Origin of the sequence: Thalassotalea euphylliae (genome assembly GCF_003390375.1) — a bacterium.
In the GTDB taxonomy this organism is placed as follows: Bacteria; Pseudomonadota; Gammaproteobacteria; order Enterobacterales; family Alteromonadaceae; genus Thalassotalea_F; species Thalassotalea_F euphylliae_A.
Window position 1 is genome coordinate 1,608,306 of sequence record NZ_QUOT01000001.1, and the last position, 26,418, is coordinate 1,634,723.

Genomic DNA, 26,418 nt, shown 5'->3' on the forward strand with positions numbered 1-26,418 from the left:
ATGGGCTTAACATGCCACTGTCATTTTAGAATGTCAACTCTAAAACACTGAATAAAACCCATTAATTATGAATAAACCAATAGCTTTTGTGCATAACTAGGCAAAACAGTTCAATTTAAACTTCTGCAGCTATTTTGTGATGGTTTAACGTTTTTGGTATTAAGAACACTTATAAAGTGTTGGAGAGAGGCAGATTTTATTTCGCCCTGACGATTTCGCCCGATATAAAGCGGCATCAGCTTCAGCAATTAGCGTCTCATGGCTGGTTTGCTCAGAGTTAAATGAAGCAATGCCAATGCTCGCAGAAAAATAAATCTCTTTGCCATTAAATACTACAGGAGTTGCAGTGAGCGATTTCTTAATTCGCTCGGCGACTTCAACCGCACCGAACTGTGCTGTTTCCGTTAAAATAACAGCGAACTCTTCGCCACCATAGCGCCCCAAAATATCAGCATCGCGTAATAGCGAGTTAACTCGCTGCGCAGCTTCGACAAGGACAAGATCACCACATTGATGACCATAGTTATCATTAATGGACTTGAAATGATCAAGGTCAAACATCAACAAACTCATGTCACAAGCATAACGCTTGGCACGCAAAAACTCATGAGTAAGTGACTCTTCCCAGAACTTGCGATTGTAAACCTTAGTGAGACCATCAATTCGAGTCGCTAGTTCAAGCTCCTGCATCGTGGCTTTGAGCATTGACTGGTAATGGCATACATCGGTGACATCTTCAATTAAGATATAAACCCCTGCCAACTGCTGCTGCTCAAGGTAGGGCAAGAACGTACAGTTTTGTGCCATAAACTCGCTGTCTGTTGATATTGGCCGAGTGTGCGGTAATTCAAATAAGTGGTGTCGTTGCTCCCAACCGCAAAAGCTTGGTGTGCCTAGTTGAATAACACTATTTAGCTTGCGCTCTAACCAACGTCTAGGTAACTCTGGAAAGACATCAAATATTGATTGCCCAACAACGTCATTAAAAGACTTATTAACATGAACAGCGAGGAAGCGGTTCCAATGGACGAGTTTATAGTTCAGATCGACCAGTAAAACACCAGAATTTAATTGATCAATTATTTGGCTGTCCATCATACTCTCAGTCATTAAAAGTCTGCCAAGATCCTATCAATAACGGTTTTAATGTTATCGATCGCAGCTTCTGGAATTAACAAAATCATTTCACAATTGAACGAGTAGTCGGTCACCTGATAATTAATATTTACCGTCAATGCCGTATCCCAATCAAACGAAAGCTGAGTTAAATGAGCCGATAAGGTACCTTTACTATCTGCTAGTAATTTTGGTGCACTGTATGACAGCTGGTTTTCTATTTGGCTAGCAAATACATTCAAAAAAGTGGTTGTTAAAATTGAGCTAATATCGATTAACTGCTCTTCAACCGACAATTCATCGGGCTCGTAGCCGAGCAAATCTCCGATACGATCCGAATCTTTGTGTTGATAGACCAGCAAGGCTTCACCACGAATCCCCTCATAACCAAAAAAACCTTGGCTCACAACAGCCATAGATGCTTCATTAGCAACAAGGTCATTACTCAACTTTTGACCATTGACTAAGGCGATATTGGGTACGGTTAAGTAGACGAAAGAATCTAAATAGCGAGCGAGCTGATCGCTCGCCTGACCCATGGCAACATTGATCAACTCTTGCAAGCAGTCTTGTTGATCTTCAGTTAATTCATACGCCATTACAGAATTCCAAAATCTTGCAAAGTCGAGGCTAAGGTATCGGCATTAATAGGCTTACGCAAAAAAGCCTTTGCGCCTAGCTCTAACACTTTATTTTGCATTTCAGGTTGAATATCTGCAGAAATAACAAATACAGGCAGGCTTATATTTTCTTGCTGAAGTGCTTCAAGCACACCGACACCGTCTAATTCCGGCATGGTTAAATCAAGAAACATGACATCAATATTGGCAGTGCGCAACACAGACAATGCTTCAAGACCATTCTTGGCGAGTTGAACATCTACATCCCATTGCGAGGGCAAACTTCTTAATACTTGTTTTCTCGCGAGATTCGAGTCATCACAAATAAGAACCGACGAACTCATAAAGAGGTACTTCCTTTCGTTATTATTATTTTAATAATCTAATCTAACGCATATTTTTCAAATTGTTAATGAATATCAGCAATATTTGTAAGATTTTTAGACACATGGCAAAAGATAGGTAAATTAGGCGAAAAATACAGAGATAAGTAAAGACCTTGCACCAAACCAGTTGGTACAAAAAAATAATTCTGTGGCAAAAAAGCCTTTAAAATGGCAACAGTAGCTTAATTAACAAGAGCGAAATTATCGCTGATATACAATATATCAATACCATTTTGACAACGTTCATTGCTAATTTCATGACCTTTCCTCATAAACCCAACCTTACTACTTGTGCATTCTTACCTCTGATTTACTGCTTATGCATTGTTTGATCCAAAAATTTGAAAATAGTTCGTTAAATTTAACGCTCAATTAACAAATAATTTTCATATATAACCGCTGTAGTCGTATAAAAATTACGCATTCAAGAAAAAATACGAAAATATTCGCAGGGGCAAATTATGTGCAAAGAAAAGGCTTATATAGAAAGATATAAAAACAGTTGAAAAAATAAAGCGCTAGGTAACTTAAGCAATTATTACAAAGCACAGGAAGTCTGATTAGCTGAGTAGCTTAAACTTAATTGCATGTGGAAAAAGCAGCCTAAACAAATGTTCAAGCGCTAGCTATTTATAGAATGCTACTGAAATTAAAAATAGAACTCTCGCTGGTTTTGTTTAAGCCAATATTTAGCTTGTTCCATATCAGGGCAGTGCCTGTCTACAAGCTGCCAGAATTTTGCGGAATGATTAAGGTGAACTAAGTGGCAAAGCTCGTGAATAATAACATAGTCAACAACTTCGACAGGGCACAACATTAGCCGGCTATTTAAGCTGACAACGCCTCGACTCGTGCAACTTCCCCAACGGGATTTGTACTTCCTAATCAATACCTCTTGCGGAAGTAAGTTGGTTATTGATGACCAATATCTGACCCGCTCAGGCAGGTATTTTAACGCCTGTTCTTTGAGCCATTGATCAAGCTGTTTTTCCAATTGAAGTGTTAACTTGCTAGGTGTGCCTTTACTATTTATTTCATCTTCACTTGAAGCAAAATAGCTGCTTGGCAGTTTAAAAGAGAAAGCCTCATCACCAAGGTCAATACTGCTTCTGCGACCCGTTTGTACTGTAATATCGAACTCTTTGCCCATAAATAGCATACGACCACCATCCATAAGCCGATAGCGTGGTAAGCGGTTTTCTGTATTGTGCTGTTGAGAAACTTTTGCCCTAAGCCAGCTTGCTTTACTGGCCACAAATCGCTCAACAAAAGTCTTATCAACAAAGGAGGGAGCACGAACTGTAATAAGCCCGTGCTTAACTTGTAGACCTATTGTTTTGCGTTTATCACTATAAATCAATCGATATGACAAGCTACCCGAAGATCCGGTTTGTAAGTTTGCAGTCACTAACTTGCTTCTGGAAGCTGTTCTTCGTCACTACTATCAGCTTTACTAGTGTTAGTCGCTTTATCTTTTTTACTTACTTTACTTGATGCTTGCTCTTTGTTGCTTGCAGACTGCGCTTCAGTTTTTGGTGTTGGCTTTGGCTTTTTCGCTTGCAGCGCAATGAGCACTTCTTCGCGTCGCTCCGCTAAAAAGATACTGAGGTCTTCAGTTACTTGCTCTGACAATTCGATTGGTGCATCGGTGAGCATCGCAGACAAGTTATCTGCCATATCCAACATTTTGTCGTATTCATCAGCGGCCTTCTTATCCATAAACGTCTGCACCTCCACGCCATCTCTAATTACCACAAACCGACTTTCAACTGCCATGCGTTTCCCTCATTTACCGAACACTGCACTTAATATAACGCAGCAAAACATTAGACAATAAACTGTATAGATCAACAGTAACACAATTCCAATTTTTCACCAAATTTTTGTCGCCGTTTATCGGCTATAGACTCATGTTACCGCTATAGAATGTAACTTTATTTTTCAAAAATCATTATTCACATTTTCCACAAAAGACCATTTATTAGTAACTTAGCGACGAACAACCTGTTTTCTGCGGTAAAGATATTTACAGCCAGTCTCGACTCATTAACAACTTTTCGATGAAAAAACACCACTATTAACTTGTGCTTGGCAATACACCTACAACAGCACTTTAAACAAGCGTGCTAATTGACTCTCAGTAACACTTTGCACGCCATCTAAATTAAGGAGATTAACAATGAATAGCCCAATCAAAACAACTAAGGTTAAAACTGTCATCACTGGCGTTGTCGCAGGTTTATCGTTGGCGCTGGTAAGCGGCAATAGCATGGCAATGGACAAACAAGTAGAGCGCGCATTGATCAAAGTATGTAAATCAGCGGCTAGCAACAAGCCCATTCGAATGAAAGTGGCTATGGAGGATTACAATCTATCAACACATGACGTTGCGTTGAAAGTTATGTGTAATGGCGACGATATTATTACTTTTGCGGAAACCCGCGGTGCTTATAAAACCGCCTCTCGACTACAAAACAGTATTGGTGGTGTTGAAATTATCGACGTAGCCAAAGCGGATAAAATTTATGTTAACTTTATTGAATAAGTGACTATCTCATGCCTCAGTTCAGAAAACGGTGTGCTCATTACAATCATTCATAAATGAGCACATCATTTCTTAAAACTAATCCTTAAGTCACTGCTAGTAACACCTGAGCCGCTCTAGAAATTACTGTTCAGGAAAGTAGCTAATTATGAGATTAACTCGTCAAACAACTCTATCATCACGGTTCCGCCCTGCTCCACTCGACCTTGATCTTGTGGTAACAAAATGAAGCAGTTAGCTTTGGCAATACTGGTTAAGATGCCAGAGCCTTGTGAGCCTGTACTTGTCACTTCAAGTTGGCCTTCGCTATTTAACTGCCAAACCGCCCGTTGAAAATCCATTCGCCCCGGTGCTTTTCTTAGTGCTGAGGTTGTTACTGCCGGCAGTTTAACGCGCGGTGGCATTTTGGCAGCCATCATTTGGTAAAGCGCAGGCACCACTAGCTGGTAAAAAGTTACCAATGCTGATACGGGATTTCCCGGCAGACCAAAGAAGGTGCTGTTCGCTAGTTTACCAAAAGCAAAGGGTTTGCCTGGCTTCATGGCAATTTTCCAAAAGCCCACTTGACCTAATTCTTCCAAAATCAGCTTAGTGTAGTCAGCCTCCCCCACGGAAACGCCGCCACTTGAGATGACTACGTCGGCTTGCTGGTTAGCTTGATTAAACGCTGCTCGCAGTTGCTCTTTATCATCAGCGATAACGCCAAAATCAATCACCTTAACTGGTAGTTTGGTCAACATAGCCGACAAAAAGAAGCGATTACTCTCAAAAATATCCCCTTCCGTTAACACTTCACCAGGCTGTTTTAACTCATCTCCTGTCGCAATCAACGCAATAGTCAGCGGTTTCACAACGGCGACGGAGGCAATTCCAATAGAAGCCAAGGTACCTATATCAGCACTCGTCAACTGATGACCTTTGTTCATCAATACTTGTTGTTGCTGAATATCTTCACCTGTCGCTCTAACGTGCTGACCGTGCTTCGTTGCTTGTTGCAGCACAAGCTGATCGTCTTGAGCCTCAACATTTTCTTGCATTTCAACCGTGTCACAGCCTAAAGGCAATTTAGCACCGGTCATAATTCGAACACATTCACCAGCACCGACTTGGCCTTTAAAGGGTGCACCTGCAAACGCTTTGCCTACCAACCTTAGCCTACTGGTATGCTCAACACTTGCCTGAGCAAAGGCATAGCCGTCCATCGCTGAATTATCATGAGGCGGTACATTAACGGGGCTTAGCATTTGGCTGGCTAGAACTCTACCAATTGCCTGTTCAATTGGAATTTCTTCGCTGTCGTTGTGGGTTGGAACATTTTCTAATATGAGGGTTTTCGCTTGCTCAAATGGCAGCAAACCCGATTGACTAAAACAATCAGCCATGACAAAACCTTATAATAATTTGCGCCTGCTCAATATACTGGGTTTTATGCAAGTTTGAAATCCAGCTGTGAATTGTTATGCTTAAGGAACAATTTGGTTCGCCGAGCTTTTCAGCGCTAAGTATTTGTTGCATCAAGCGACAAAGATAAGTCTGATAAGCCGTGGTTAACGAGTGGCAACGCAATACAGCGACCACTAGTCAAACCACCAGGGTTAGCAAGGAAACGCGCTAGCCTCCCGCATTTGGAAAGGTGAGATGTTACAAGACGCTTTCGGTCGCAGATTTTATTATCTGCGCCTTTCAATTACTGATGTATGCAACTTTCGTTGCCAATATTGCTTGCCTGATGGTTATCAGTGCGATCACGATCGCAACTTTCTTACCCTGCCCGAAATCAAAACACTGGCGGCAACGTTCGCTCGTTTAGGCACCGAGAAAATTCGTATTACTGGCGGTGAGCCGTCTTTACGAAAAGATTTACCTGAAATTATCAGTGCCTGCAAAAATACCTCAGGTATTAAAAAAGTTGCCATCACCACTAATGGCTATAAATTACCTGAGCATTTGCCAAGTTGGTTAGATGCTGGCTTAGACGCCATCAATATCAGTATTGATAGTTTAGATGCCAAACAGTTTCAGCTAATTACCGGCCACAACAAGTTAGCCACTATTCTTGAAGGCATTGACCAAGCACTTGCAGCGCCGCAATTAACAGTGAAAGTAAATACTGTATTAATGCGCGGTTTTAATTTAGATGAACTGTCACGCTTTTTAGCTTGGGTAAAAGACAAGCCGGTTTCACTGCGATTTATCGAGTTGATGCAAACTGGTGACAACACAACCTTCTTCGATCAACAGCATGTTGGTGGCGACACCATTAAGTGTCACTTGCTACAAAATGGTTGGCTACCAGCTTTAAAAGATAAAGCCGCAGGCCCAGCGCAAGAGTTTTACCACCCAGACTATGCTGGCAAAATTGGCCTTATCATGCCGTACAGCAAGGACTTCTGTGCGAGTTGTAACCGCCTGAGAATTAGCTCGCTAGGCAAACTTCACCTTTGCTTGTTTGCCGAGCAAGGGCACGAATTGCGTCACTTGTTAACCCCAAACACGCAAAGCGATACTCAAAGCAATGACGAAAAGATTGAACGCATAGCAGCAGAAATTACCTCCTTATTGGGCGACAAAAAGGTTAGTCACTTTTTACAAGACCGGCTGACCGGTGCCACTAAACATTTGTCAATGTTAGGAGGCTAAACTTGAATAACCATCAAAATGGCTGCATTGGCATAGTGCTCGCGGGTGGTTTGTCACGCCGCATGGGGAAAAATAAGTCGCAGCTAATGCGCGCGCAGCAAGCCGGTTCGCAAACCATGTTGTCATTTAGCCAAGAACTACTTGCTGATGCGGGTGTTGATCGCGTAGTGATTAGCACTTCATCAGAAAACTTAACCACAGATTCGCCTTTAAACAAGACCGAAAACAAGGCCAATATCGTACCTGATCTAATGCCACAACTTGGGCCACTGGGCGGTATTTACAGTGTATTTTCACAAGTACCTTGTCAGGCAGCATTAATTATTCCTGTTGACCTGCCCTTGATGAACGCCCAAGTATTAACTCAGTTAAAACAGGCTGGGCAACTGCTAAAGCAGGCGGTACGTTTTGAACAGCACTCACTACCGCTTTATTTGCCAAACAATGCCTATACTGAATTGTTTTTTAATCAGCACTTAGTTCAACTAAGTCAAAGTGCGAAAGGGCCTTCGATTAAGGCGCTATTGGCACAAATGCCACATCAGTCAATTAGGTGCTTAACGCCCAGTACATTAACCAATACCAATACCCCTGACGACTGGCAACAAGCTCAGTCGCAACTGTTGACGCCACTAAGGAGTTATTAATGGCCAAAGCAAGTTTACCTGAATTTATTCCATTGAATATCGCTGTACTTACCGTTTCAGATACCCGCAGTGAAGAAACTGATACCTCAGGCGCAGCACTGGTTGAGCGTTTAACTCGAGCAGGCCATACACTGGCTAAAAAGGCGATAGTGAAAGACGATGTTTATCAATTACGTGCCATTGTCTCGAAATGGATTGCCAGTGACGATGTGCAAGTGGTTATTTCAACTGGCGGCACCGGTTTTACTGCCCGTGACAACACGCCTGAAGCCTTAATGCCATTATTTGACAAACAGATTGAAGGTTTCGGCGAAACCTTCCGCCATATTTCATTAGGTGAAATTGGCACTTCTACGGTGCAATCTCGTGCCCTTGCTGGCATGGCGAATGGTACCGCAGTATTTTGTGTACCCGGCTCAACTAACGCCTGTAAAACCGCATGGGATAAGTTATTGGCAGAGCAGCTTGATGCCAGCCACAAGCCGTGTAACTTTGCACCACACCTGAAAAATATTGATGTTAACTGCCATACCCGAGGTTAATTGATGAGTGATTCACTAACTCATTTGAATGCACAAGGTGAAGCCAACATGGTTGATGTTACTGACAAAGCGGTCACGCAGCGTCAGGCGACAGCACAAGGCTATATCAAGATGTCGGCAGACACTTTAGCCATGATAACCGAAGGCAAACATAAAAAAGGAGACGTGTTCGCCGTAGCGCGCATCGCCGGTATTCAGGCGGCGAAAAAGTGTGGCGATTTAATTCCGCTTTGCCACCCTTTGATGCTGACAAAAGTTCAAGTTGATTTTACCCCCGAGCCTGAGCACAACCGAGTTAAAGTCACTAGCCTATGCAAGCTTTCAGGCCAAACCGGTGTTGAAATGGAAGCACTAACGGCGGTGTCAGTTGCCTGTTTAACCTTGTTTGACATGTGTAAAGCCGTTGACCCTAACATGGTGATTGAAGGGATCGCGGTAACTACTAAATCAGGTGGTAAAAGCGGACACTGGGAGCGCACACAATCATGCTAACCATATTATTTTTTGCTCGATTGCGTGAGCAGCTTGGTCAAACTTCGGTTCAACTCACAATTACCGAAAACACCACTGTAGAACAAGTGCTGACGCAACTGATTGAAGAGCACCCTAGTTGGCAATCTCCTCTAAGTAGCAACAATATTTTAGCCGCACTTAATCAACAAATGGTGAGTAAAGATACGGTGGTAAGTGCTGGTGATGAGCTCGCATTTTTCCCACCTGTTACCGGAGGCTAAGCGTTGACTGTAACTGACCTTAATAGCGCCGACTCAATCGACACCAAAGTACGAGTGAGCGAAGCTGATTTTAATGCTGGTGATGAAATCGCATTACTGCAAGCTAACAACCAAGCAGATGGCGCAGTTGTGACGTTTACGGGCCGCGTGCGTAAGCAAAATGAAGGTCAGCAAGTAACGGGCTTGTTTCTAGAGCACTACCCTGCAATGACAGCACTGTCACTTAACCGCATAGTTGATAGCGCCAGAGCTAAGTGGGTGATCAATAAAGTCGTGGTTATTCACCGCGTTGGCCAGCTGAACCTTGGCGATAATATCGTTTTTGTTGGCGTTACTAGTGCACATCGTGGTGATGCATTTGCCGCTGCCGAATTTATTATGGACTACCTCAAAATTGAAGCGCCATTTTGGAAAAAAGAAACACGAACCGATGGCGAAGTTTGGATAGACGCCAGACAAAGTGATCAAGACAAAGCAATTACTTGGTGATGCAGCAGTTTTTAACACCGACTAATAAGTTCATTAAAACCTTTCTCAACAAGGTCGATTTGCGCTCGCGCTGCTGTCACTTGCCTGCTTCTTTCGTTCATAAACTTAACCTTAAACAGCTTCGCTCTATATTATTTAACGTATTTGGCTTATTTAGCTTTTTTTCGTTTAATTTTTTTAACTTACTTGCCCTGTTTAGCTTGGCAGCATTGAGCGCCAGTGCTTACGCCCAGTCAGAGGTCGTGCTTAGAGCAGCCGTTGCCAGTAATTTTGCGGCCAGTGCAAAACAATTATCCACTCCTTTTGAAAAGCAATATAACCTAAAAATCCATTGGATAAGCGGTGCTAGCGGTGCGCTTTACCAGCAAATTCGACATGGCGCCCCATTTGATTTATTTTTTTCTGCTGATCGCCAGCATCCGCAGCGATTAGCCGATAACGGCTTTATCAAGCAAACAACGCTTGCTCCGTATGCCATAGGCCAACTCGCCATTTATGCGGCGAAAAATCCGGCTCTAACGCCACAAGCTATTATCAACAAAGACTTTGTTGCTAAACGTATTGCCATTGCCAATCCAATCACCGCCCCTTATGGCAAAGCGGCACAAGCGTGGTTAACCGAGCATGAACTTTGGCAGCAATATCGCAAAAGTGCAATTGTCGGCAATAATGTCAATCAAACCTTTCAGCAAACTCATTCTGGCGCCGTCGATTGGGGCTTAGTTGCGGTTAGTCAGCTAGTCGCCCATCAGTTGCCTGTGCATCAAGTTACCCTTACAAGCCCTGAGATGCTCACCCAATACGCAGGTGTACTTTCTGCCAGTAAACACCCTGCACTATCGAGTAAGCTGGTTGCGTTTTTTACGCATGTTGAACAACAAGAAAAGATCGCTTCACTCGGCTATTTGCCCATTAATGCATTGAGTACCCCTGCGCAGTTGTCTCAAGATATACCAAGTGCCACTCGCCATGACTGAATTTGATCTATTAGCCACCTTCACAACACTTAAACTGGCAAGTGTCACAACCCTGATTTTACTATTGCTGGGCACACCGCTGGCATGGTGGTTAAGCCAGTTACAATCAAAATGGCGAGTGGTGATTGAGGCTGTGGTTGCTTTGCCATTGGTTCTACCGCCAACCGTGTTAGGTTTTTACTTACTTATTGCCTTTGCGCCAGATGCCCTGCCCGGCCAATTATGGCAGTCGCTTACCGGCCAGCAACTAGCGTTTAGCTTTTCGGCAATTGTTATCGGCTCAGTGTTTTATTCACTGCCCTTTGTTGTTCAGCCACTACAAAAAGCGTTCGAACAAATTGATCCACATGTTTTGGCCAAAGCACGCATGTTAGGTGCAACCAAGCTCGACTTATTTTTCCACGTTATTTTACCACTGACCAAAGCCAGCTTTGTCACCGCGGCAACCTTAGGTTTTGCTCATACCGTGGGCGAGTTTGGTGTGGTACTAATGATCGGCGGCAATATTCCTGATGAAACTCGAGTGTTATCTATCGCATTATTCGACCATGTTGAAGCGTTTGATTATCAACAAGCACATTTACTGGCTTCGATACTGCTAATCGGCTCATTAGTTACGCTAGCGCTGATCTATTTACTCAATTTTTACCATGACCAACGAAGTTCATACGAGAGTGCAAATGAGAGTTCGCGTAGGCTAAGGCAAGACTAATGAGTTATTTAGACGTTAACATCAAGGCACAGCTGGCCAATTTTTCCTTAGCAATTGAAGAGCGCATACCGCTAACGGGTATTGTTGGCTTATTCGGTCATTCAGGTGCGGGGAAGTCTACGCTATTAAAAACCATTGCTGGCCTAAAAACGCCTGCAGTTGGTGATATCACTCTGGCTGGCACTAAGCTATTGGCAACTAAAGAGCGCCTAAATGTCGCGAGCAAGCACCGGCGCATCGTCGGTGTATTTCAACAAGACAGCTTGTTTCCTCACTTAAACGTGAGAGACAATTTGCTCTTTGGCCGCAAACGCTTGCCGTCGCCAACACTCGATGCCGACAAGATTATCGAGCAAGCTGGGTTAACCTTGCTACTTGATCGCAAAGTCACGTACCTCTCAGGTGGTGAACGACAAAAAGTTGCATTAGTACAGGCAATATTGGCAGAACCTAAGTTGCTAATATTAGATGAGCCGGTTACCGCGCTCGATAGACAAAATAAACTAGCCATTTTACAACTGATTAAGTCGCTGTATCTCACCACCCAAATGCCTATGCTATTTGTCAGTCACAATATGAGTGAACATGAGTTTTTATGCGAACAGCTTTATGTGATGGAAAATGGTCAAATTATTCAGCGTGGCGAAATCTCAGGCGTGGTTGGTCAGCTCACCCAAGAGCAACGTATCGTACCGCAAACGGTATTAAAAATAGAACAAACTGACTTGCCAGAGCAAAAAGGCTTAGCAGGGCAAAACGGTCTAGCGGGGCAAAACGGTCTAGTACAACTACGCACGCCAAATGGCCTAGAGCTATATACCTTAAGCGACCGCATTATCTTTAACCAAGGCAGCAGTGTATGTAGTATTCTTGCCAGCGATATTAGTGTTTGCACCTCACCGCCAGATCATAGCTCTATCGTTAACCAGCTGTCCGGTATTATTACGCATATATCAGTTCATCAACATCAAGCCTTGTTAACGGTGAACTGCAGCGGTCAGGAATTTTTTTCAGCTATTACCAGTTATTCATTGTCGCAACTGGCATTAGCGGTTAATCAACCGATTTATCTACAATTTAAGGCAAGTGCCTTGCAACAACTGGCTTATCAAGGAGATTAAGGTGTTAACAGCACAAGAGCATATCCGCTACGGACGTCAAATAATGCTAAGCCAAATTGGCGTACAAGGACAACTTGCCCTACAGCGCGCCAAGGTGCTAATTGTTGGCATGGGTGGCTTGGGTTGCCCAGTGAGCCTTTATCTGGCCAGTGCTGGGGTTGGTAACTTAGTGCTCTGTGATGGCGATGAAATTGAAGCATCAAATTTACAGCGGCAAGTGCTCTACACCCCAGATGACATTGGAGAAAACAAGGCCGAGGTCGCAGCTCAAAAGCTTGCGCAGCAAAACCCATTGATAGAGATCGAAGCGGTTGATGAGATGTTTGACTCAGAGCTCGCCGAAAGTTACTTACCTGAAGTTGATTTAGTGATTGATTGCACCGATAGCCTTAGTGCCCGTTACCTACTTAATCAAGCTTGCTATGACTTTAACGTACCGCTTGTAATCGGCGCAGCAACAGGCTTTGATGGCCAAACCATGATGATAGATCCACGACAATCAAGCGCTTGCTACCAGTGCTTATTCCCTGCATCTTCTTCAAGCAACACAGCAGATAACAATCAAAACTGCCAAACACTAGGGATACTTGGGCCAGTATTGGCGATAGTTGCGGGTATGCAAAGCCTAACGGCAATAAAATACCTCGCTAACCTTCCGGTGAACGTCAATCAGCTACAGTTGTTTGATGGCCTAAGCCAGCAATGGCAGCAATTTACTCTCGCCCCACAGGCGAGCTGCCCTGTTTGCCAAAAACAATAGTCCTGAAGAAAGATCTAATACCAATTGAATTAATGAGTTGATCAATTATGGTGTAGGAAAAAGGCTCAGAAACAAGGCGTTATTTTTTGGTAACTAGTTGTTATAATTTCAAAAATAACAACGCAATTAATGAGCATTTTAACCAGCCAGAATGCTCAAGCATTTATTGAAATTGGTATAAATGACTAGACAAGAAAAAAGCCGCATTAAGCGGCTTTTTTCGGAATCCTTACTGTCATGATCACGCTAGCAAATAGCATGATGTGGAAATTTTTGTTATCTGTACTTATGTTTCCGTACGTGTGCTATCTAAATAGCTTTTGTTGTCTAAGTAGATTATTAACTTAAGGCAAGACTTATTTAAATAAGCCCATATTACGGTCATTCATTGCCGCTCGCCAACCGCCGAGCCATTCAGATTTGGCTTCGATACTTTGGTAAGGACAATTGTCTCGGGATTTGCCACTAAGGCCGGCTTGGTAACCATTTGCATGCGCTCTATCCAAACGATCTCGTTTTTGTCTTCTCATAGATCAGTCTCCGTAACTTGTTAAAAGTATTGTGGTTTTATTGACTATAAATTGATTAAGCGGTCAACCTTGAACAACAGTTGACAATTTATTTAAGAACAAATTGATTCCGAATGCAATAACAAAAAATTCATAAAAATGTCATTTGATGTAACTAGTAGGAACAAGTAAAAAAATCACTCATTAGCTAAATTCGAAAAGCTATTTGAAAACATATGGTTAATATTTAACAAGTAGGAAAACGACGCAATACGCCAGGTGTTCGCGCACTAAACAAGAGAGGTTAATACATCCACAATTAAACACAAATGATAAAAAATTCATAAAAATGCCATTGCCAATTATCAAATCTTGCGATAAAAAACGCTCGTAATCTTTATTTTTATTTTTTGAGTCTTGTTATGAACGCAACTAGCATTCCAAAAGATAGCTTTAAGGCTAACCGCAAATTTTACGATGATAGAAACTACCCACGCGGTATGGGTAGAAGTGGCGATTTTACGCTAGCTGAAGTGCAAATTTTAGAAAACCACGGCGTTGCCTTAAAAGCATTAGCTGATGGCTCTCAAACTCCAGAAACCGAGTTGGAGCAACGGTTTGTCGAAGTTTGCCAAGGCAAGCTTGACCCTGAAAATAAAATCGAAAAAACTTGGCTTAAATACCAAAACAAAGTGTTATCACCAAAGCAGTTTCATACACTATTTGGCCGTACTAAAGTCGAAGCCAGTGATGAAGAAACGACACCCGAATCAATCGATATTGACGCTGACTAGGCAATAACGCAGCAAGCTAGCAGTTTGTTTAATTATTAAACTATCTGAGTCTCGATTAACTCAGCCTCAACTAACTGAGGCTCAATCAGCTTTGGTTGATTCACAACGCTACTGCTCGACAATTAGCTTAGCTAGTCGGCTTGTAACAGCGGTTGTAACATGGCTTCTAAACCATTGAGTTTGATTTCATATACTAACGCTAGCTGCTCCCCTAATTTCCCTTCTGGGAAGCCTTTGCTATTAAACCAAACCAAGTAAGGCTCGGGTAACTGCAATAACTTACGACCAGCATATTTGCCAAATGGCATTACTTGATTAACGGCAGCAACCAGTGCTTGTTGATCTGCTAACATAAGGTTAATAATCCATTTGGTTAATTGTTATGGGTTGGTTTAAATACCATGAGTTCGTTTGTCAGAACATTTTCGCACTTTCTTACGCTGAGTAATACATCTACTCAATAACGAAGTTTGATCAGCATTTTGTCATCAAAAATTCACACCTGCTCGCTACCCCCTATATTGACGATAACGCACAGCGATAAACGCTAAAGCAACTGGTTAACCATGCAATAAAAGTGTCATCTGCACTCCCTATACTCGGCTCGAATTCACGAATTAACATGTTAAGGGACTATAGATGTCTATTATTCGTAAACGAACTGCACCGCAAAAAGCCTACATTCCAGTTAACGCCAGAGATAACCATTATTTACTTGCCGAGTTTCCCTTAACGGATCGCTTGATTAAAGCGTTGCAAACACAACCTAGCAAGGTTGAGGAAGAGTATGAACCGGTTTATCAAACGCTTAGTGCCAAGCTTTTTGAATTGAGTCAGCATTACGAAATCACTAATGCCCTATTTATTGCAAATGATAAACTAGCACGAGTCCGTTACTCTCAAGAAATGCATCAGTGGCAAACTAATCAGCAGGTTTTGTTTTACTACAACCCTAGCTATCATCAATTGCAAAAGTCGTTTTACGATGCCAGCTATCGCGCAGAAAAAATCACCTTGCTGTTTTTAGCAACTGGCAGCGACATTCGAATTAATGCTGCTAGCTTTCATGCCAAAGTCAGCCAACTGCTACTGGAATTTGAATCAGCATTAAACTTGGGCAGCTTGAACTTTAGATTAAGAGACCACCAGCACCTTACCTACGATTTATTCGAAAAACAAAAATCGGGTGCCGACTCGAAAGCTCATAAGCTGAGAACCATTAACATTCGTTATGCGAGCCAAAGTGTCGAGCTGCCAGCGTCACAGCGCCAAATGACTTATGCAACCATTAACATTCCCGTTAAATCTGACTTAGTGAATTTGGCTGATATCGACCCGTCTTCTGACGATCCGTATAACCCATTTTATACGCTAATTACTGACGCCTTTTCCAATGCTGCGCAGCGTTTTAATCTCAACAATGGTGCTCTTATCGCTAATGGCTTAATTCCTATTGTTCGTTGCAACGAGCATGAAACCGTGTCACGCGTTGGTGAATTGCAAATGCTCGGCTATAACCCTGAATTATCACCCTGCGGTTTAATGAGTAAGTGGGATGCTCGCCACTTAGTTGATCATATCCAGCTCGTGTTTGTCGCGACCAAAGACAATCAAACTGATTCAGCCCATGCAAAGTTTCTCAATCAAATCGAAATGGCGGTTAAGCAAATGGCACAAACGCTGGCGTTTGACCCTAAACATGATGAGGTCACGGTGCGCTTTCATCAGCATATTGCCTATAACTTGAGCGCAAAAAGCGATTAATAGCCATAACCAATAAAACATCTAGACGTCTAAACATCTATGTTGTATCTTTAACATCATCATTAGGTGTTTAGGACGTTTATCGTGACTACAAACTTTCAACAAACCACATTAGCTGGTGGTTGCTTCTGGTGTATTGAAGCAGCTTTCAATCAACTGGTTGGCATAGAGCAAGCATTGTCTGGCTATATGGGCGGCACGGAAGCAACAGCCGATTACAAAACCGTCTGCGAAGGTAATACTGAACACGCAGAAGTGGTGCAACTGACCTTTAACCCTGAACTTATTAGCTATCGCGAGATTTTAGAGATCTTCTTCGCGCTGCACGATCCTACGCAGTTAAATCGTCAAGGTAATGATATTGGTCGCCAATACCGCTCAGCGATTTTCTACCACGATGACGCGCAAAAGCAGGCGGCAAAAGCCATTATTGATGAAATTAATCAAGACGCTATTTGGCCTGATCCTGTTGTTACTGAAGTGAACGAGCAAATGCCATTTTACAGCGGCGAGGAGTACCACCAAGGTTACTTTAACGCGAACCCAGAAAACCAATACTGCCAAGCCGTGGTTTCACCGAAATTAGCGAAGTTTAAAAAAACTTTTGCCAGTAAGTTGAAATAAACCAGATCAACTAGCGATACAGTAACTAAAAAGCCCCAAGCAATCATTATTGCTTGGGGCTTTTTGTTTAGCTTTTCTATTTAACTTTACGCTTTTTACTTTACTTTCTAGCTTAGCTGTTAATTTATCGCAAGATAATGCGCTATGAGTTTTCTTTTGGCACAGGCTCACCGATAATATCTTGAGTGCGCAATTCAAAATCACTGGCGTCGTGGCGCTCATGTAATTGCTCGTTTGGTTCACCCCACGCACGGTTTACCATGCGACCACGCTGTACAGCAGGCCGTTCAGCCACTTGGTTTGCCCAACGAACAACGTTGCGATAAGCGTTCACGTCCAAAAACTCAGCTGCTTCGTATAAACCACCTTGCACAAGTACACCGTACCAAGGCCAAATCGCCATATCGGCAATCGTGTATTCTTCACCACAAATGTAAGTATTATCGGCAAGGCGCTTATCCAACACATCAAGCTGACGCTTCACTTCCATAGTAAAACGATTAATTGGGTACTCAAATTTTTCTGGTGCATAGGCATAGAAGTGACCAAAGCCACCACCTAAATAAGGCGCACTACCCATTTGCCACATTAGCCAAGAAAAACATTCGGCTCTTGTCGCTGGCTCGGTTGGAATGAAAGCGCCAAACTTTTCAGCTAAATAAACTAATATTGCGCCAGATTCAAACACAGGAACAGGTGTCTCACCTGAGTTGTCATAAAGCGCGGGGATCTTAGAGTTAGGGTTGATCTCAACAAAACCTGAGCCAAATTGATCGCCTTCCATAATGTTTACCATATAAGCATCGTATTCGGCTTCTTTAACACCAGCAGCAAGTAACTCTTCCAGCATAATCGTCACTTTCACACCATTAGGTGTTGCCAGTGAATGTAATTGCAGTGGGTGCTTACCAACAGGCAGTGCTTTTTCAAATGTAGCACCTGAAATTGGGCGATTAATGTTAGCAAATTTACCGCCACTTTCACTGTCCCAAGTCCAAACCTTAGGGGGTTCGTAAGGCTTTTCTGACATTATCTAACTCCTAATAAATTTGATTATTAAATCATACGCTTAGTTGACCTAATGTAAATCACTTATCTTTCATCCGTATTTGTCCAATTAGACTAATAACAGACCTTATTGCGACCCGAGCGTTTGGCTTGATAAAGGCAAATATCTGCACGGCCAATAAAATGCGAGACTTGCTCATGCCCTCGTGCTTCGGCAACCCCGGCACTGACGGTACGATTTTTAACACATGCAATAGGCGCTGACTCAATCGCCTTTCTGATTTTCTCAGCAACTTGTATTGCACCATCCAAATCCGTTTCTGGGCAAATAACTAAAAACTCTTCACCACCCCAGCGACCAGCAATATCCGCTGCTCGTATATGCGATGCAATAATTTTAGCCATGGCTTGTAATACTTTATCGCCTTCTTGGTGACCCAGTTCATCATTAATATCTTTAAAATGATCAACGTCAATAATAATAACGCTGCTGCTTTTGCGATATCGCCGAACGCGGCCCAGTTCACTATCCATGGTTTCATTTAACTTAAATCGATTGTAAAGCCCTGTTAGCGGGTCAGTAATGGCTCTTTGTTCTTGCTGCATGCGCTTGCGAATTTCGGCTTGCACTTGCTGCTCTAACTGAAACCTTAACTTTGAAAGTTCAGTCACATCTGTCGAGAAACCGATATATCGATTTATCTCGTTGTCGCTATCAAATAAGGGGAGCTTAGTAGACCAGTAATATTTGTCTTCGCCTCTATCATCAACAAAATGCTCTTCACCCACCTGCTTTTTACCAGTAGCGAACAATTGATCATCCATTCGATTGAAATTACTAATGCTCTCAGGGGGCACTATGTCATCAAGCCTTTGTCCTAACAATTCGTCAATGCTTTTATCAAATAACTCCAATGTTTTAGCATTAGCATAAACAAAGCGATAATTGCGATCTTTCATGTACACGAAGGCATCAATATTGGAGAGTATGGTGTCGAGCAGGTGATTGTTTTGTTTGATCTCGAGCTCCATCCGTTTACGCTCGGTAATATCAGTTGCCACACCAAACATGCCAATAATGTTACCTGTTGAATCAAGCAATGGCTTTTTAACGGCGAGGCAAAAACAAACTTCACCCGTTTCAGCAATAATATTTCTTTCTTCTGCAGATATGGTTTTACCATACTTAAGCACTTGTTCATCGTTTTTACTGATGTCATCCGACTTGTCTAGTGAAAACAAATGATGGTCATCATAGCCGATGATCTCTTCCTTTGGCCTGTTGAACATTTCACACACCAGCTGATTTACATAGGTGTAACAGCCATTAGTGTCTTTGATAAAAACACAGGCGCCGATATTGTCTAACACCAACTTCAACACATCGAGCTGAACCAATGCTCGCTGTGCGTTGGAATCTACTTTGCTGTCCATAACAACCAATACCTTTATTATCGCAGCCTTGCGCTGCACTATTATTATCAAGTTAGGTAAAACTGAGCAGTTAATTCGCTACCACTCTTAATTAGCACTTTAGCAAGCGTTTAGATTAAACAGGCTCCAGAGTTCTAAACGCTTTTACCACTATTAAATACTAACTATAGGTGAGAATTTAAAATTTCAGTAGTACACGCTAAGTAACGTGAATACTAGGTGTCGAGCGTAAGTCGTTAATAACCAAAGGTCTGTTTAACTGGTGGCTGGTAAACTGGCTGTTTGTAAACTGGCAATGCATAAACTAAGAGTCGCTCCGACGCTGGTTCAACACTAGCTAACGGACTATCGCTCGTTAAACTAGTTAAGTTAGTTAAGTTACTAAAGGGGTAACAAGTCACCAATACCAGCCCGCCCTGACTTGGCGCTATACTTAGCATCGCTGATTGTTCGACAATTTCACTGCCATAAATTTGATAATACCGCTCTTGACCATCAGCGGTGGTGAGTTTAATTTCGTCCCCGACTTTGATATTGGCGAGCAATCGAAAATGCGTATCTTGATGGCCAGCAATGGCAATAGTTGACTCACCATCTACGCGATTGAAGGGCGCTATCATCCCAGCTGAAAATGCTAGCGAGGTTGCATCGGCATTACTTAGCACAACAATATCTTCTTCGAGTCGCAAAAAACTTAACTGTGCAGCCGCTGTTGTATCTGCCCAAGGCCAAGGCTTCAACGGTTGGCCCGTTTCGCGATAATGTTGCCAGCTAATGCCAATCAGCTCATGAGCTAGCCAAGCCTTGGTTGGCAGCCACAATGCATGCATCGCTATCACTGCGCCTAACACTGATAAGCTGCTACTTCCTACCATCAAAACCCTTTGCCACAGCTTCATAGGCTTTGCGCTTTGCTCGGCCTTTGATAATTGCTCTGCTTAACCATTGCCTTTCGCTTTCCCCCGCTAAACCAATAAACAACAGACGCTGAAATCATCAGTAACGATGCTAACATCAGCTGCGACAGCCAACCAAGCGATGTTTGTGGCATCATCAATTGCAAGCTTTCTTGCACCGCCAACCGACTATTGACCAGCTTTTCACTGATATCATGGCGCTTGGCCCGCGCTATTTTTACAGCAGCCTCAGGGGGGGCGACTGGCTTTTCTATCGCCAGCAAACTCGTGTATGGCGATAATATTTGATAGGCAAGCGATGTTGTTGTGACTTCACTTTTTATTTGTTGTTTCGGCGCGCCAGTGACTAAGCCATCCAGTAAGTCGGCAATTTTTCTGCGCGCCCAAAGCTTGGCCACACCTTTTTCATCTGCTTCTTTAGCGCTCTTCCCCCTGTCATCAATGATTTTCGCGAATTTAGTGTCAGCGAGTTTGCTTTCATCAATCACCACTGAACGGTACCAATCGCCTTGTGGCGTTTGCCCTGTGACTTCGAAACTGGTCAATGGGAGTGATGATTTTATCGCTACCTGTAAAGGCTGACCCGCATGTAAGTCTTTCAATCGCCTAGGGTATACATCAAGCGCTGCGTGAATAGCATTATCAAAAGACAGCTCAAGGTTAGTGACCTGCGGCTTGCTAATGATGTCTAAAAGCTCGGTCATTTTATCTAGCACGTCTTGCTGACGTTGAATAAACACATAGTGACCCCGACCAAACTGAGCGGCTTTTTTCATAAAGTAGCCGTTAGGTGCTACGCCAATACCAACGGTATACAAACGATAATTTTGCGTACTATGCGAGAGCAGTTGCATCAGCTCTAATTCATTGGTTACAGCGCCGTCAGTAATAAACACAATCTGGCGAAGTACATTTTCTCGCTTTTCATCTGCTGCTTTGCTTCGCCCCATCACTAGTCCTTGGCTCAGTGGCTGATACATTTCGGTGCCACCGTCAGCACGTAGGCCACTGACAAAGTGTTTAGCTCGGGAAATATTTTCGCTAGTTGCCATTTGCGTTTGGCTAAACAAGCGCGACACGATGCTATCAAAGGCCAAGATATTAAAGCTGTCAGCAGGGTTAAGCTGTTGTATCGCGTATTGCAGGCTCGCTTTAGCTTGTGCAATTGAGGCTCCTTGCATTGAACCTGATGTGTCGATAATAAAAATCATATCGCGTGCAAGCTGATTCACTTCGGTACTTACCTCGGATGCTTGAGGATCCGATAGCGGATTTTTTATAGAGGCGTTAAGAGAGCTGTTAGGCGGGTAAAGGGTCAATAAGGTAAAGTGTTCCTCTCCTATTTGTTCATGATAGGTGGCCACTTGAACAGCGTCTGAGCTCGCTAGTTGCCAGCTTATTTCAAAGCTGCGTTCGGCGGATACCTCGCCGCTAGCTAGTTGAATGTTATATCGACCATAGTCAGAGGCGACTACTGCTATTTGGTGACTGACACTGCTAATTTTAGAGAGTTCAGCACCTGAATTTAACTGCACATTAATCGCAAGTTTACTATCTACCTTATTGTCGCCATGAATTTTATCATTCGAATTGCGACCTAAGGCCACTTCTAAGCTCTCGGAGTCCACAGCCCCACCTCGAGGATAGCCACGAACATAGTTGCGACCTCCTAAAGTTTGCTCCGCAGCGACTTTTGTCCGTATTGGTTGATATCGCTGCGTTATTGCGCTGGGTAAACACAACGAATACTGATCGTTATGTATTGATACCGGCATCATTAAGCGAATGGTAATTTCAACTTCGCTGCCTGCGGGAATATTCGCTAGCTCATTAGTAAACAAATTCGGGCGATGCTGATTCACTAAGCTCGCCTTTTTCCCCGCTGCTTTAGCTTGATTAAAAAGCCGCCTAGCTTGTGGCTTAGGCATAACAGTGCCCTCAATTTCACGCTCGCCAACACGCATATGTAAATAGTGAATGGCACTATCTTCCGGCAATGGAAATTGATACTGACCATCAAGTGCAATGCCATGCGGATTAACAAAGACTTGCTTAAACTCAGCAATCGCGATTAAGCCATTTATTTCGACATCAATACTCGTATCAACCGCACTGGCGAATCGCAACTTAGGATCAGGATGATTAAACACCAACATTGGGCTAAGTAAATAAGGATTAGTTGCCCTATCAATACGTTGAACCTGAGATGCCATGGATTGACGTGTATAGAGTATGAGCAGCAATACCAAACAGCCCATCACAGCAATTGTCAGAAATCGTCTAATTCGTAGATACCTGCGTTTTCGCCTCGCCTGTGCAAAGAAAAATGATTGCTGTGGTTGTAAATAATCTCTTGTTTTATTGGTGAACACTGCCTTGTTGCTCCATTAGGGAAAGCTTAAGTGCAAGTTCAACAAAAGATCCTAGGCATGAACTAACTAAAATATGGCAATGTGGCGATAAACTATGACCAAAATATGGCCATCAAAATTTGCCTAGCAAAAATAGTCATTTACAGCCCAAATTTCTTCACTTTACCTTGACGCAACTTTGCGAGTATTTTGATAGATTCAGGTGTAAAACTAACGGTAACTAGATGACAACGATTAGGAATTTAAGCCAAGCAGATGCGCTAGATGCAAAAGCTATCTGTGATATTTACAATCACTTTATTGAAACCTCAACGGCAACTTTTGAAGAAATACCTATTTCTACAGAAGAAATTAGCCATCGAATCGATAAGGTATTAGCAGCCAAGCTGCCTTGGCTAGTAATCGAAAACGAACAGCAGCAATTAATTGGCTACGCCTATGCTAGCAAGTGGCGCGAGCGCAGTGCTTACCGTTTTGCTGTTGAAGTGTCAGTTTATTTGTCGCCTCAACACCTTGGACAAGGGCTAGGCTTAAAACTATATCGAGTTTTGTTCGAGCAGCTAAAAGCGCTTGGCATACGCCATGCAATTGGCGGCATTACTTTACCTAACCCCGCTAGTGTGCGCCTGCATGAAAAGTTGGGAATGGTCCAAGCGGCCCAATTTAACAAGGTTGGGTTGAAATTTGGGCAATGGTTAGATGTTGGTTATTGGCAACTAGATTTTCACGCCGAACCACCTCAAGAGGAAGGTTAACAAGTAACTAAACTCTTAGCAGTTAGCCGATAGCTTAATAAAGCGAGTCAGCTATAATGCCGCTTAATTATTCCTAGCAAACTTGAAAACATGAGCAAACCAATACGACAAGACATTGCCACCATAGCCCTAGTTGTGGCTGATTATGACGATGCCATTGAGTTTTACACCCAAAAGCTTTCCTTTACTTTGATTGAAGATACCGCAATGGGTGACGGCAAACGCTGGGTTTTGGTCAAGCCACAAAACACAACAGGCACGCACTTATTGCTTGCCAAAGCCAAGAACGATGAGCAGCTCGCCGCAGTTGGTAATCAAGCGGGTGGACGGGTTATGCTATTTCTTAACACTAACGACTTTTGGCGAGACTACGAACAAATGAAAGCGAACGGTGTTAATTTCCTCGAACAACCTCGTAAAGAAAACTACGCTACCGTGGCGGTGTTTGAAGATCTTTATGGCAATAAGTGGGATCTGCTAGAGCGCTTTTAATCACTGACGACTAGTGTCATTCGACATACCAGAGTCATTCGACATACCAGAGTCATACGCTATGCAAAAGTCATTCACGATGAAAAGTCAGAATGCAGGCGTTATTGCTTTGGCCAAGTCAATATAAAGCTCGCGCCGCCAAGCGGCGCTTGATCGACTTCAACGCGCCCCTTATGTAACTCCACGTAGCGTTTTACGATGGCTAGCCCTAAGCCGATACCGCCAGATTTATGATCACGCGTCTCTTCCAGCCTAACAAAGGGCTCAAATAAAGATTGCCTATCTGCCTCTGGAATACCGGGACCATCGTCTTGTACCGCAAGTTTTACTTGTGGCGCTGCTGTCTTTTCAAAGTGCAGACTCCCCTCTTGGCTGCCGCTCTTTCTGGCTTGTTGACCATCATTTGTTACAGCAATATTAATGGTGGTTTTAGCATAACGCACGGCATTGCGAACTAAGTTATCGACCACGCGATTCATCGCTTCCTTGTCTGCCAAGCATGTCACTTCACTTAGCTCATTTACATCTTGATAGTTAATGCCATTTATTTGAAAAGTTAGCTCAGGTTCCGTTAACGCAAATCGATGGCATATGTCGTAGGCTAAATTGACCAAGTTATTAGATTTAAGCTCAAGCTGCGGTTCTTCACGGTCAAAACGCGCGTAAACCAATAGCTCATCAACCAAGGCATCCAATTCTTCAATCGATTTATCCATGGTATCTATGTATTGATTAACCATGGCTTTATCGTCTTCATCGCGAATAATTTCCATGGCAAAACGAATGCGGGCAATTGGCGTTCTAAGCTCATGAGAAACAGCATGCGATAGTTCTTGGTGCGATTTAATTAAACGCTGGATACGCGCCGCCATCGAATTAAAACGCAAAACAAGTTGTTCTAATGGTTTCGCCACCTTAGTGCTGGCTCGGACACTAAAATCGCCTTGCCCGAAGATTGTTGCGGCTTTGGTAAGTGACATCAGGCCGCGAGAGATTGGCCACACCCAAATAAAAACCACCAATGCTAGGCCAATAAAAAATATCAAAGTATAAACAGCGTCGGTTTGCCCTGCGCTTTCTGTCAATATTGGCCCTAAGGCAATAATATTGGCTTGCTCTGAGGCCCCGACCTGTATCGCTTCAGGGCTAGTGCGAGGGTTTACTTGAGTCGGCGTTAAGGTTTTAAAAAACCAGCTTTCACCTGCGATATCATCGTATAGCGTAACAATGCCACCAAGACCTAAATAGTCCAATTGTGCTTGACTAAGAGGAGTTTGAACACGTTCAGCAATCGATGTTAGCTCAGCTAAATGAAGCAAAGAGACGGGATAACCAAATGAGGTAGTGATTGCCGTTAAATGTTGCTCGCGAGTTGGCGCAGGTTGGCGCTTAAGTTCAGTCTCCAGTAAGAAAAATGTTCCTTTGTGCAGCTCAAGGTCTGACGTTAATTGGCGCTCAGCTACCACGGCCTTATTTAAGGTTGCGTTGTATAGTAGATCAATACTCCAACCGAGCCCGACTAAGGTTAAAATAAGAAACAGATAGAGCCGAATAAAAAGGTTTTTCATTACTGATGCTAAGTAAGCGCCTTTAAGTGAGAAATGTTACATGTCTGCTGCTAAATGAGTGCTTTTTATAAACGAATAGGTGCCATTTATTGCCATGCATCAGCAACCAATAAGTAGCCTTTCTTCCACACCGTTTTAATCTTGCTCGGCTTGGTGGAGTTGTCGCCTAATTTTTTTCGGAGACGCGATACCAACATATCAACAGTGCGATCTAAGCCGTCGTAACCAAAGCCACGTAGGGTGTTAAGTAAATCGTCACGCGACAATATTTGATCAGCATTCGCCACAAATTGGTAAAGCAGCTCTAACTCGTTTGTGGTTAGTTCAATTGCCTCGTTGGCAAGAAATACTTCCTGCTTATTCTTGTTAACGGTTAAGGTGCCGCATTTAATAATGCCCGGTGCGATGGTTTGTGTCGCAACGGGAGCTGCAGCTTCCTCAATGGCTGCTTGATTAGCGATTTTGGCACCGCGGCGCAATGTTGCATTTACCTTTGCCAGTAGCAACCTCGGCTTAACGGGCTTGCAGATGTAATCATCAGCGCCAACTTCCAAGCCAACAATTTGATCGATATCATCTGTTCGCGCAGTTAACATTAGGATCGGTGTATCAAGTTGTGGTCGTAGCTCTCGACATATATCTAGCCCATTTTTGCCAGGCAGCATTAAATCAAGAATGATCAGATCCGGTTTGGCGGCAAGAATTCGCTCAACCGCTTTATCACCTTGCCCTTCGACAGACACTTGGTAACCTTGACGCTGAAAGTAATCTTGAACCAAGTCCGCTAAACTGGCGTCATCCTCAACCAAAAAGACATGCCCTTGATTAATTTCCATGCTTTCCTTCCATTTGCTTGGCTTTCATCTGCTTACCTTTAATAAATGTACCTTCT

General features: G+C 43.1%; 30 protein-coding genes and 1 riboswitch. Of the genes, 16 read left to right on the plus strand and 14 right to left on the minus strand.

Annotated elements, in window-relative coordinates:
• Nucleotides 1-159: 159 nt before the first annotated feature.
• The 5 genes from DXX94_RS07150 to DXX94_RS07170 all read right to left on the minus strand — a co-directional run bounded on the left by DXX94_RS07150 (nucleotide 160) and on the right by DXX94_RS07170 (nucleotide 3,898).
• Nucleotides 160-1,110, minus strand: a complete 951-nt coding sequence (locus DXX94_RS07150; protein WP_116014816.1) for a sensor domain-containing diguanylate cyclase — start codon at nucleotides 1,108-1,110, stop codon at nucleotides 160-162.
• Entirely contained in the window at nucleotides 1,110-1,715 is a 606-nt protein-coding gene (locus tag DXX94_RS07155; protein ID WP_116014818.1) for a chemotaxis protein, read from the minus strand. The genes DXX94_RS07150 and DXX94_RS07155 overlap by 1 nt, the downstream gene beginning before the upstream one ends.
• Nucleotides 1,715-2,080, minus strand: coding sequence for a response regulator (locus DXX94_RS07160; protein WP_116014819.1), 366 nt, complete (start codon nucleotides 2,078-2,080; stop codon nucleotides 1,715-1,717). Before DXX94_RS07160 ends, DXX94_RS07155 begins: the two co-directional genes overlap by 1 nt.
• A 691-nt stretch (nucleotides 2,081-2,771) precedes the next feature.
• Complete coding sequence (locus DXX94_RS07165; RefSeq protein WP_116014821.1) at nucleotides 2,772-3,530, minus strand: M48 family metallopeptidase; 759 nt, start codon at nucleotides 3,528-3,530, stop codon at nucleotides 2,772-2,774.
• Entirely contained in the window at nucleotides 3,530-3,898 is a 369-nt protein-coding gene (locus DXX94_RS07170) for a YebG family protein (protein WP_116014823.1), read from the minus strand. Before DXX94_RS07170 ends, DXX94_RS07165 begins: the two co-directional genes overlap by 1 nt.
• Before the next feature lie 403 nt (nucleotides 3,899-4,301).
• On the opposite strand from DXX94_RS07170, the gene DXX94_RS07175 reads away from it, so the two are divergent.
• The gene (locus DXX94_RS07175; protein WP_258872118.1) at nucleotides 4,302-4,667 is read left to right on the plus strand and encodes a DUF3718 domain-containing protein; all 366 of its coding nucleotides are present in this window, start codon (nucleotides 4,302-4,304) and stop codon (nucleotides 4,665-4,667) included.
• A 146-nt stretch (nucleotides 4,668-4,813) separates the two neighbouring features.
• Here the strand turns inward: DXX94_RS07175 and moeA are convergent, their stop codons facing one another.
• Nucleotides 4,814-6,049: a molybdopterin molybdotransferase MoeA gene (moeA, locus tag DXX94_RS07180; protein ID WP_116014824.1), complete on the minus strand. Its 1,236-nt coding sequence runs from the start codon at nucleotides 6,047-6,049 to the stop codon at nucleotides 4,814-4,816.
• Nucleotides 6,050-6,136: 87 nt separating this feature from the next.
• Nucleotides 6,137-6,319: riboswitch (molybdenum cofactor riboswitch) on the plus strand.
• Between moeA and moaA the strand changes: the two genes are divergently transcribed.
• The 10 genes from moaA (at nucleotide 6,306) to DXX94_RS07230 (ending at nucleotide 13,289) form a co-directional block, all read left to right on the plus strand.
• Nucleotides 6,306-7,307 (plus strand): GTP 3',8-cyclase MoaA, encoded by a 1,002-nt coding sequence (gene moaA / locus DXX94_RS07185; protein ID WP_116014826.1) that lies wholly within the window; start codon nucleotides 6,306-6,308, stop codon nucleotides 7,305-7,307. It overlaps the preceding riboswitch by 14 nt.
• A 2-nt stretch (nucleotides 7,308-7,309) precedes the next feature.
• On the plus strand, nucleotides 7,310-7,954 hold the full coding sequence (locus DXX94_RS07190; RefSeq protein ID WP_258872119.1) for a molybdenum cofactor guanylyltransferase: 645 nt from the start codon (nucleotides 7,310-7,312) through the stop codon (nucleotides 7,952-7,954).
• Nucleotides 7,954-8,496: a molybdenum cofactor biosynthesis protein B gene (gene moaB, locus DXX94_RS07195; RefSeq protein WP_116014827.1), complete on the plus strand. Its 543-nt coding sequence runs from the start codon at nucleotides 7,954-7,956 to the stop codon at nucleotides 8,494-8,496. Before DXX94_RS07190 ends, moaB begins: the two co-directional genes overlap by 1 nt.
• 3 nt (nucleotides 8,497-8,499) lie before the next feature.
• A complete protein-coding gene (gene moaC, locus DXX94_RS07200; RefSeq protein ID WP_116014829.1) occupies nucleotides 8,500-8,988 on the plus strand; it encodes a cyclic pyranopterin monophosphate synthase MoaC in 489 nt (162 codons plus the stop codon).
• Nucleotides 8,982-9,230: a molybdopterin converting factor subunit 1 gene (gene moaD, locus DXX94_RS07205; protein ID WP_116014830.1), complete on the plus strand. Its 249-nt coding sequence runs from the start codon at nucleotides 8,982-8,984 to the stop codon at nucleotides 9,228-9,230. The genes moaC and moaD overlap by 7 nt, the downstream gene beginning before the upstream one ends.
• Nucleotides 9,231-9,233: 3 nt before the next feature.
• A complete protein-coding gene (gene moaE / locus DXX94_RS07210) occupies nucleotides 9,234-9,719 on the plus strand; it encodes a molybdopterin synthase catalytic subunit MoaE (RefSeq protein WP_374188829.1) in 486 nt (161 codons plus the stop codon).
• A complete protein-coding gene (gene modA, locus DXX94_RS07215; protein WP_116014832.1) occupies nucleotides 9,719-10,696 on the plus strand; it encodes a molybdate ABC transporter substrate-binding protein in 978 nt (325 codons plus the stop codon). Before moaE ends, modA begins: the two co-directional genes overlap by 1 nt.
• The gene (modB, locus tag DXX94_RS07220; RefSeq protein ID WP_116014833.1) at nucleotides 10,689-11,408 is read left to right on the plus strand and encodes a molybdate ABC transporter permease subunit; all 720 of its coding nucleotides are present in this window, start codon (nucleotides 10,689-10,691) and stop codon (nucleotides 11,406-11,408) included. Before modA ends, modB begins: the two co-directional genes overlap by 8 nt.
• Nucleotides 11,408-12,529, plus strand: coding sequence for an ATP-binding cassette domain-containing protein (locus DXX94_RS07225; RefSeq protein WP_116014835.1), 1,122 nt, complete (start codon nucleotides 11,408-11,410; stop codon nucleotides 12,527-12,529). Before modB ends, DXX94_RS07225 begins: the two co-directional genes overlap by 1 nt.
• A 1-nt stretch (nucleotide 12,530) precedes the next feature.
• Nucleotides 12,531-13,289, plus strand: a complete 759-nt coding sequence (locus tag DXX94_RS07230) for a HesA/MoeB/ThiF family protein (RefSeq protein ID WP_116014836.1) — start codon at nucleotides 12,531-12,533, stop codon at nucleotides 13,287-13,289.
• A 356-nt stretch (nucleotides 13,290-13,645) separates the two neighbouring features.
• On the opposite strand, the gene rmf is transcribed toward DXX94_RS07230, so the two are convergent.
• Entirely contained in the window at nucleotides 13,646-13,819 is a 174-nt protein-coding gene (gene rmf, locus DXX94_RS07235; protein WP_115999228.1) for a ribosome modulation factor, read from the minus strand.
• 401 nt (nucleotides 13,820-14,220) lie between these two features.
• Between rmf and maoP the strand changes: the two genes are divergently transcribed.
• Nucleotides 14,221-14,592, plus strand: coding sequence for a DUF413 domain-containing protein (maoP, locus tag DXX94_RS07240; protein WP_116014838.1), 372 nt, complete (start codon nucleotides 14,221-14,223; stop codon nucleotides 14,590-14,592).
• 131 nt (nucleotides 14,593-14,723) lie between these two features.
• Here the strand turns inward: maoP and DXX94_RS07245 are convergent, their stop codons facing one another.
• Nucleotides 14,724-14,945: a DUF3820 family protein gene (locus DXX94_RS07245; protein WP_116014839.1), complete on the minus strand. Its 222-nt coding sequence runs from the start codon at nucleotides 14,943-14,945 to the stop codon at nucleotides 14,724-14,726.
• Nucleotides 14,946-15,231: 286 nt separating this feature from the next.
• Between DXX94_RS07245 and DXX94_RS07250 the strand changes: the two genes are divergently transcribed.
• Both DXX94_RS07250 and msrA read left to right on the plus strand, forming a co-directional pair.
• Nucleotides 15,232-16,356, plus strand: coding sequence for a DUF3083 family protein (locus tag DXX94_RS07250; RefSeq protein WP_116014841.1), 1,125 nt, complete (start codon nucleotides 15,232-15,234; stop codon nucleotides 16,354-16,356).
• Nucleotides 16,357-16,440: 84 nt separating this feature from the next.
• Nucleotides 16,441-16,980, plus strand: coding sequence for a peptide-methionine (S)-S-oxide reductase MsrA (gene msrA / locus DXX94_RS07255; protein ID WP_116014842.1), 540 nt, complete (start codon nucleotides 16,441-16,443; stop codon nucleotides 16,978-16,980).
• Nucleotides 16,981-17,122: 142 nt separating this feature from the next.
• On the opposite strand, the gene yghU is transcribed toward msrA, so the two are convergent.
• The 4 genes from yghU to DXX94_RS07275 form a co-directional block, all read right to left on the minus strand.
• On the minus strand, nucleotides 17,123-18,010 hold the full coding sequence (gene yghU / locus DXX94_RS07260) for a glutathione-dependent disulfide-bond oxidoreductase (RefSeq protein ID WP_116014844.1): 888 nt from the start codon (nucleotides 18,008-18,010) through the stop codon (nucleotides 17,123-17,125).
• A gap of 92 nt (nucleotides 18,011-18,102) precedes the next feature.
• Nucleotides 18,103-19,422, minus strand: a complete 1,320-nt coding sequence (locus DXX94_RS07265; protein WP_116014846.1) for a sensor domain-containing diguanylate cyclase — start codon at nucleotides 19,420-19,422, stop codon at nucleotides 18,103-18,105.
• A 236-nt stretch (nucleotides 19,423-19,658) separates the two neighbouring features.
• A complete protein-coding gene (locus tag DXX94_RS07270) occupies nucleotides 19,659-20,297 on the minus strand; it encodes a class GN sortase (RefSeq protein ID WP_181901503.1) in 639 nt (212 codons plus the stop codon).
• Nucleotides 20,298-20,317: 20 nt separating this feature from the next.
• Nucleotides 20,318-22,552: a marine proteobacterial sortase target protein gene (locus DXX94_RS07275; protein WP_181901504.1), complete on the minus strand. Its 2,235-nt coding sequence runs from the start codon at nucleotides 22,550-22,552 to the stop codon at nucleotides 20,318-20,320.
• A gap of 383 nt (nucleotides 22,553-22,935) precedes the next feature.
• Between DXX94_RS07275 and DXX94_RS07280 the strand changes: the two genes are divergently transcribed.
• A complete protein-coding gene (locus DXX94_RS07280) occupies nucleotides 22,936-23,466 on the plus strand; it encodes a GNAT family N-acetyltransferase (RefSeq protein ID WP_116014850.1) in 531 nt (176 codons plus the stop codon).
• 90 nt (nucleotides 23,467-23,556) lie between these two features.
• Nucleotides 23,557-23,958 (plus strand): VOC family protein, encoded by a 402-nt coding sequence (locus DXX94_RS07285; RefSeq protein ID WP_116014852.1) that lies wholly within the window; start codon nucleotides 23,557-23,559, stop codon nucleotides 23,956-23,958.
• 101 nt (nucleotides 23,959-24,059) lie between these two features.
• Here the strand turns inward: DXX94_RS07285 and DXX94_RS07290 are convergent, their stop codons facing one another.
• Together DXX94_RS07290 and DXX94_RS07295 are read right to left on the minus strand one after the other, a co-directional pair.
• Nucleotides 24,060-25,526: an ATP-binding protein gene (locus tag DXX94_RS07290; RefSeq protein WP_116014853.1), complete on the minus strand. Its 1,467-nt coding sequence runs from the start codon at nucleotides 25,524-25,526 to the stop codon at nucleotides 24,060-24,062.
• Between the two features lie 86 nt (nucleotides 25,527-25,612).
• On the minus strand, nucleotides 25,613-26,362 hold the full coding sequence (locus DXX94_RS07295) for a response regulator (protein WP_116014855.1): 750 nt from the start codon (nucleotides 26,360-26,362) through the stop codon (nucleotides 25,613-25,615).
• Nucleotides 26,363-26,418 lie beyond the last annotated feature (56 nt).

Bases quoted from the DNA above. Each gene is read 5' to 3' on its own strand.
- DXX94_RS07150 (WP_116014816.1), bottom strand. From the start codon at position 1,110: ATGACTGAGAGTATGATGGACAGCCAAATAATTGATCAATTAAATTCT.
- DXX94_RS07155 (WP_116014818.1), bottom strand. From the start codon at position 1,715: ATGGCGTATGAATTAACTGAAGATCAACAAGACTGCTTGCAAGAGTTG.
- DXX94_RS07160 (WP_116014819.1), bottom strand. From the start codon at position 2,080: ATGAGTTCGTCGGTTCTTATTTGTGATGACTCGAATCTCGCGAGAAAA.
- DXX94_RS07170 (WP_116014823.1), bottom strand. From the start codon at position 3,898: ATGGCAGTTGAAAGTCGGTTTGTGGTAATTAGAGATGGCGTGGAGGTG.
- DXX94_RS07175 (WP_258872118.1), top strand. From the start codon at position 4,302: ATGAATAGCCCAATCAAAACAACTAAGGTTAAAACTGTCATCACTGGC.
- moeA (WP_116014824.1), bottom strand. From the start codon at position 6,049: ATGGCTGATTGTTTTAGTCAATCGGGTTTGCTGCCATTTGAGCAAGCG.
- moaA (WP_116014826.1), top strand. From the start codon at position 6,306: ATGTTACAAGACGCTTTCGGTCGCAGATTTTATTATCTGCGCCTTTCA.
- moaB (WP_116014827.1), top strand. From the start codon at position 7,954: ATGGCCAAAGCAAGTTTACCTGAATTTATTCCATTGAATATCGCTGTA.
- moaC (WP_116014829.1), top strand. From the start codon at position 8,500: ATGAGTGATTCACTAACTCATTTGAATGCACAAGGTGAAGCCAACATG.
- moaD (WP_116014830.1), top strand. From the start codon at position 8,982: ATGCTAACCATATTATTTTTTGCTCGATTGCGTGAGCAGCTTGGTCAA.
- modA (WP_116014832.1), top strand. From the start codon at position 9,719: ATGCAGCAGTTTTTAACACCGACTAATAAGTTCATTAAAACCTTTCTC.
- modB (WP_116014833.1), top strand. From the start codon at position 10,689: ATGACTGAATTTGATCTATTAGCCACCTTCACAACACTTAAACTGGCA.
- DXX94_RS07225 (WP_116014835.1), top strand. From the start codon at position 11,408: ATGAGTTATTTAGACGTTAACATCAAGGCACAGCTGGCCAATTTTTCC.
- rmf (WP_115999228.1), bottom strand. From the start codon at position 13,819: ATGAGAAGACAAAAACGAGATCGTTTGGATAGAGCGCATGCAAATGGT.
- maoP (WP_116014838.1), top strand. From the start codon at position 14,221: ATGAACGCAACTAGCATTCCAAAAGATAGCTTTAAGGCTAACCGCAAA.
- DXX94_RS07245 (WP_116014839.1), bottom strand. From the start codon at position 14,945: ATGTTAGCAGATCAACAAGCACTGGTTGCTGCCGTTAATCAAGTAATG.
- DXX94_RS07250 (WP_116014841.1), top strand. From the start codon at position 15,232: ATGTCTATTATTCGTAAACGAACTGCACCGCAAAAAGCCTACATTCCA.
- yghU (WP_116014844.1), bottom strand. From the start codon at position 18,010: ATGTCAGAAAAGCCTTACGAACCCCCTAAGGTTTGGACTTGGGACAGT.
- DXX94_RS07265 (WP_116014846.1), bottom strand. From the start codon at position 19,422: ATGGACAGCAAAGTAGATTCCAACGCACAGCGAGCATTGGTTCAGCTC.
- DXX94_RS07270 (WP_181901503.1), bottom strand. From the start codon at position 20,297: ATGGTAGGAAGTAGCAGCTTATCAGTGTTAGGCGCAGTGATAGCGATG.
- DXX94_RS07275 (WP_181901504.1), bottom strand. From the start codon at position 22,552: ATGGCATCTCAGGTTCAACGTATTGATAGGGCAACTAATCCTTATTTA.
- DXX94_RS07280 (WP_116014850.1), top strand. From the start codon at position 22,936: ATGACAACGATTAGGAATTTAAGCCAAGCAGATGCGCTAGATGCAAAA.
- DXX94_RS07285 (WP_116014852.1), top strand. From the start codon at position 23,557: ATGAGCAAACCAATACGACAAGACATTGCCACCATAGCCCTAGTTGTG.
- DXX94_RS07290 (WP_116014853.1), bottom strand. From the start codon at position 25,526: ATGAAAAACCTTTTTATTCGGCTCTATCTGTTTCTTATTTTAACCTTA.
- DXX94_RS07295 (WP_116014855.1), bottom strand. From the start codon at position 26,362: ATGGAAATTAATCAAGGGCATGTCTTTTTGGTTGAGGATGACGCCAGT.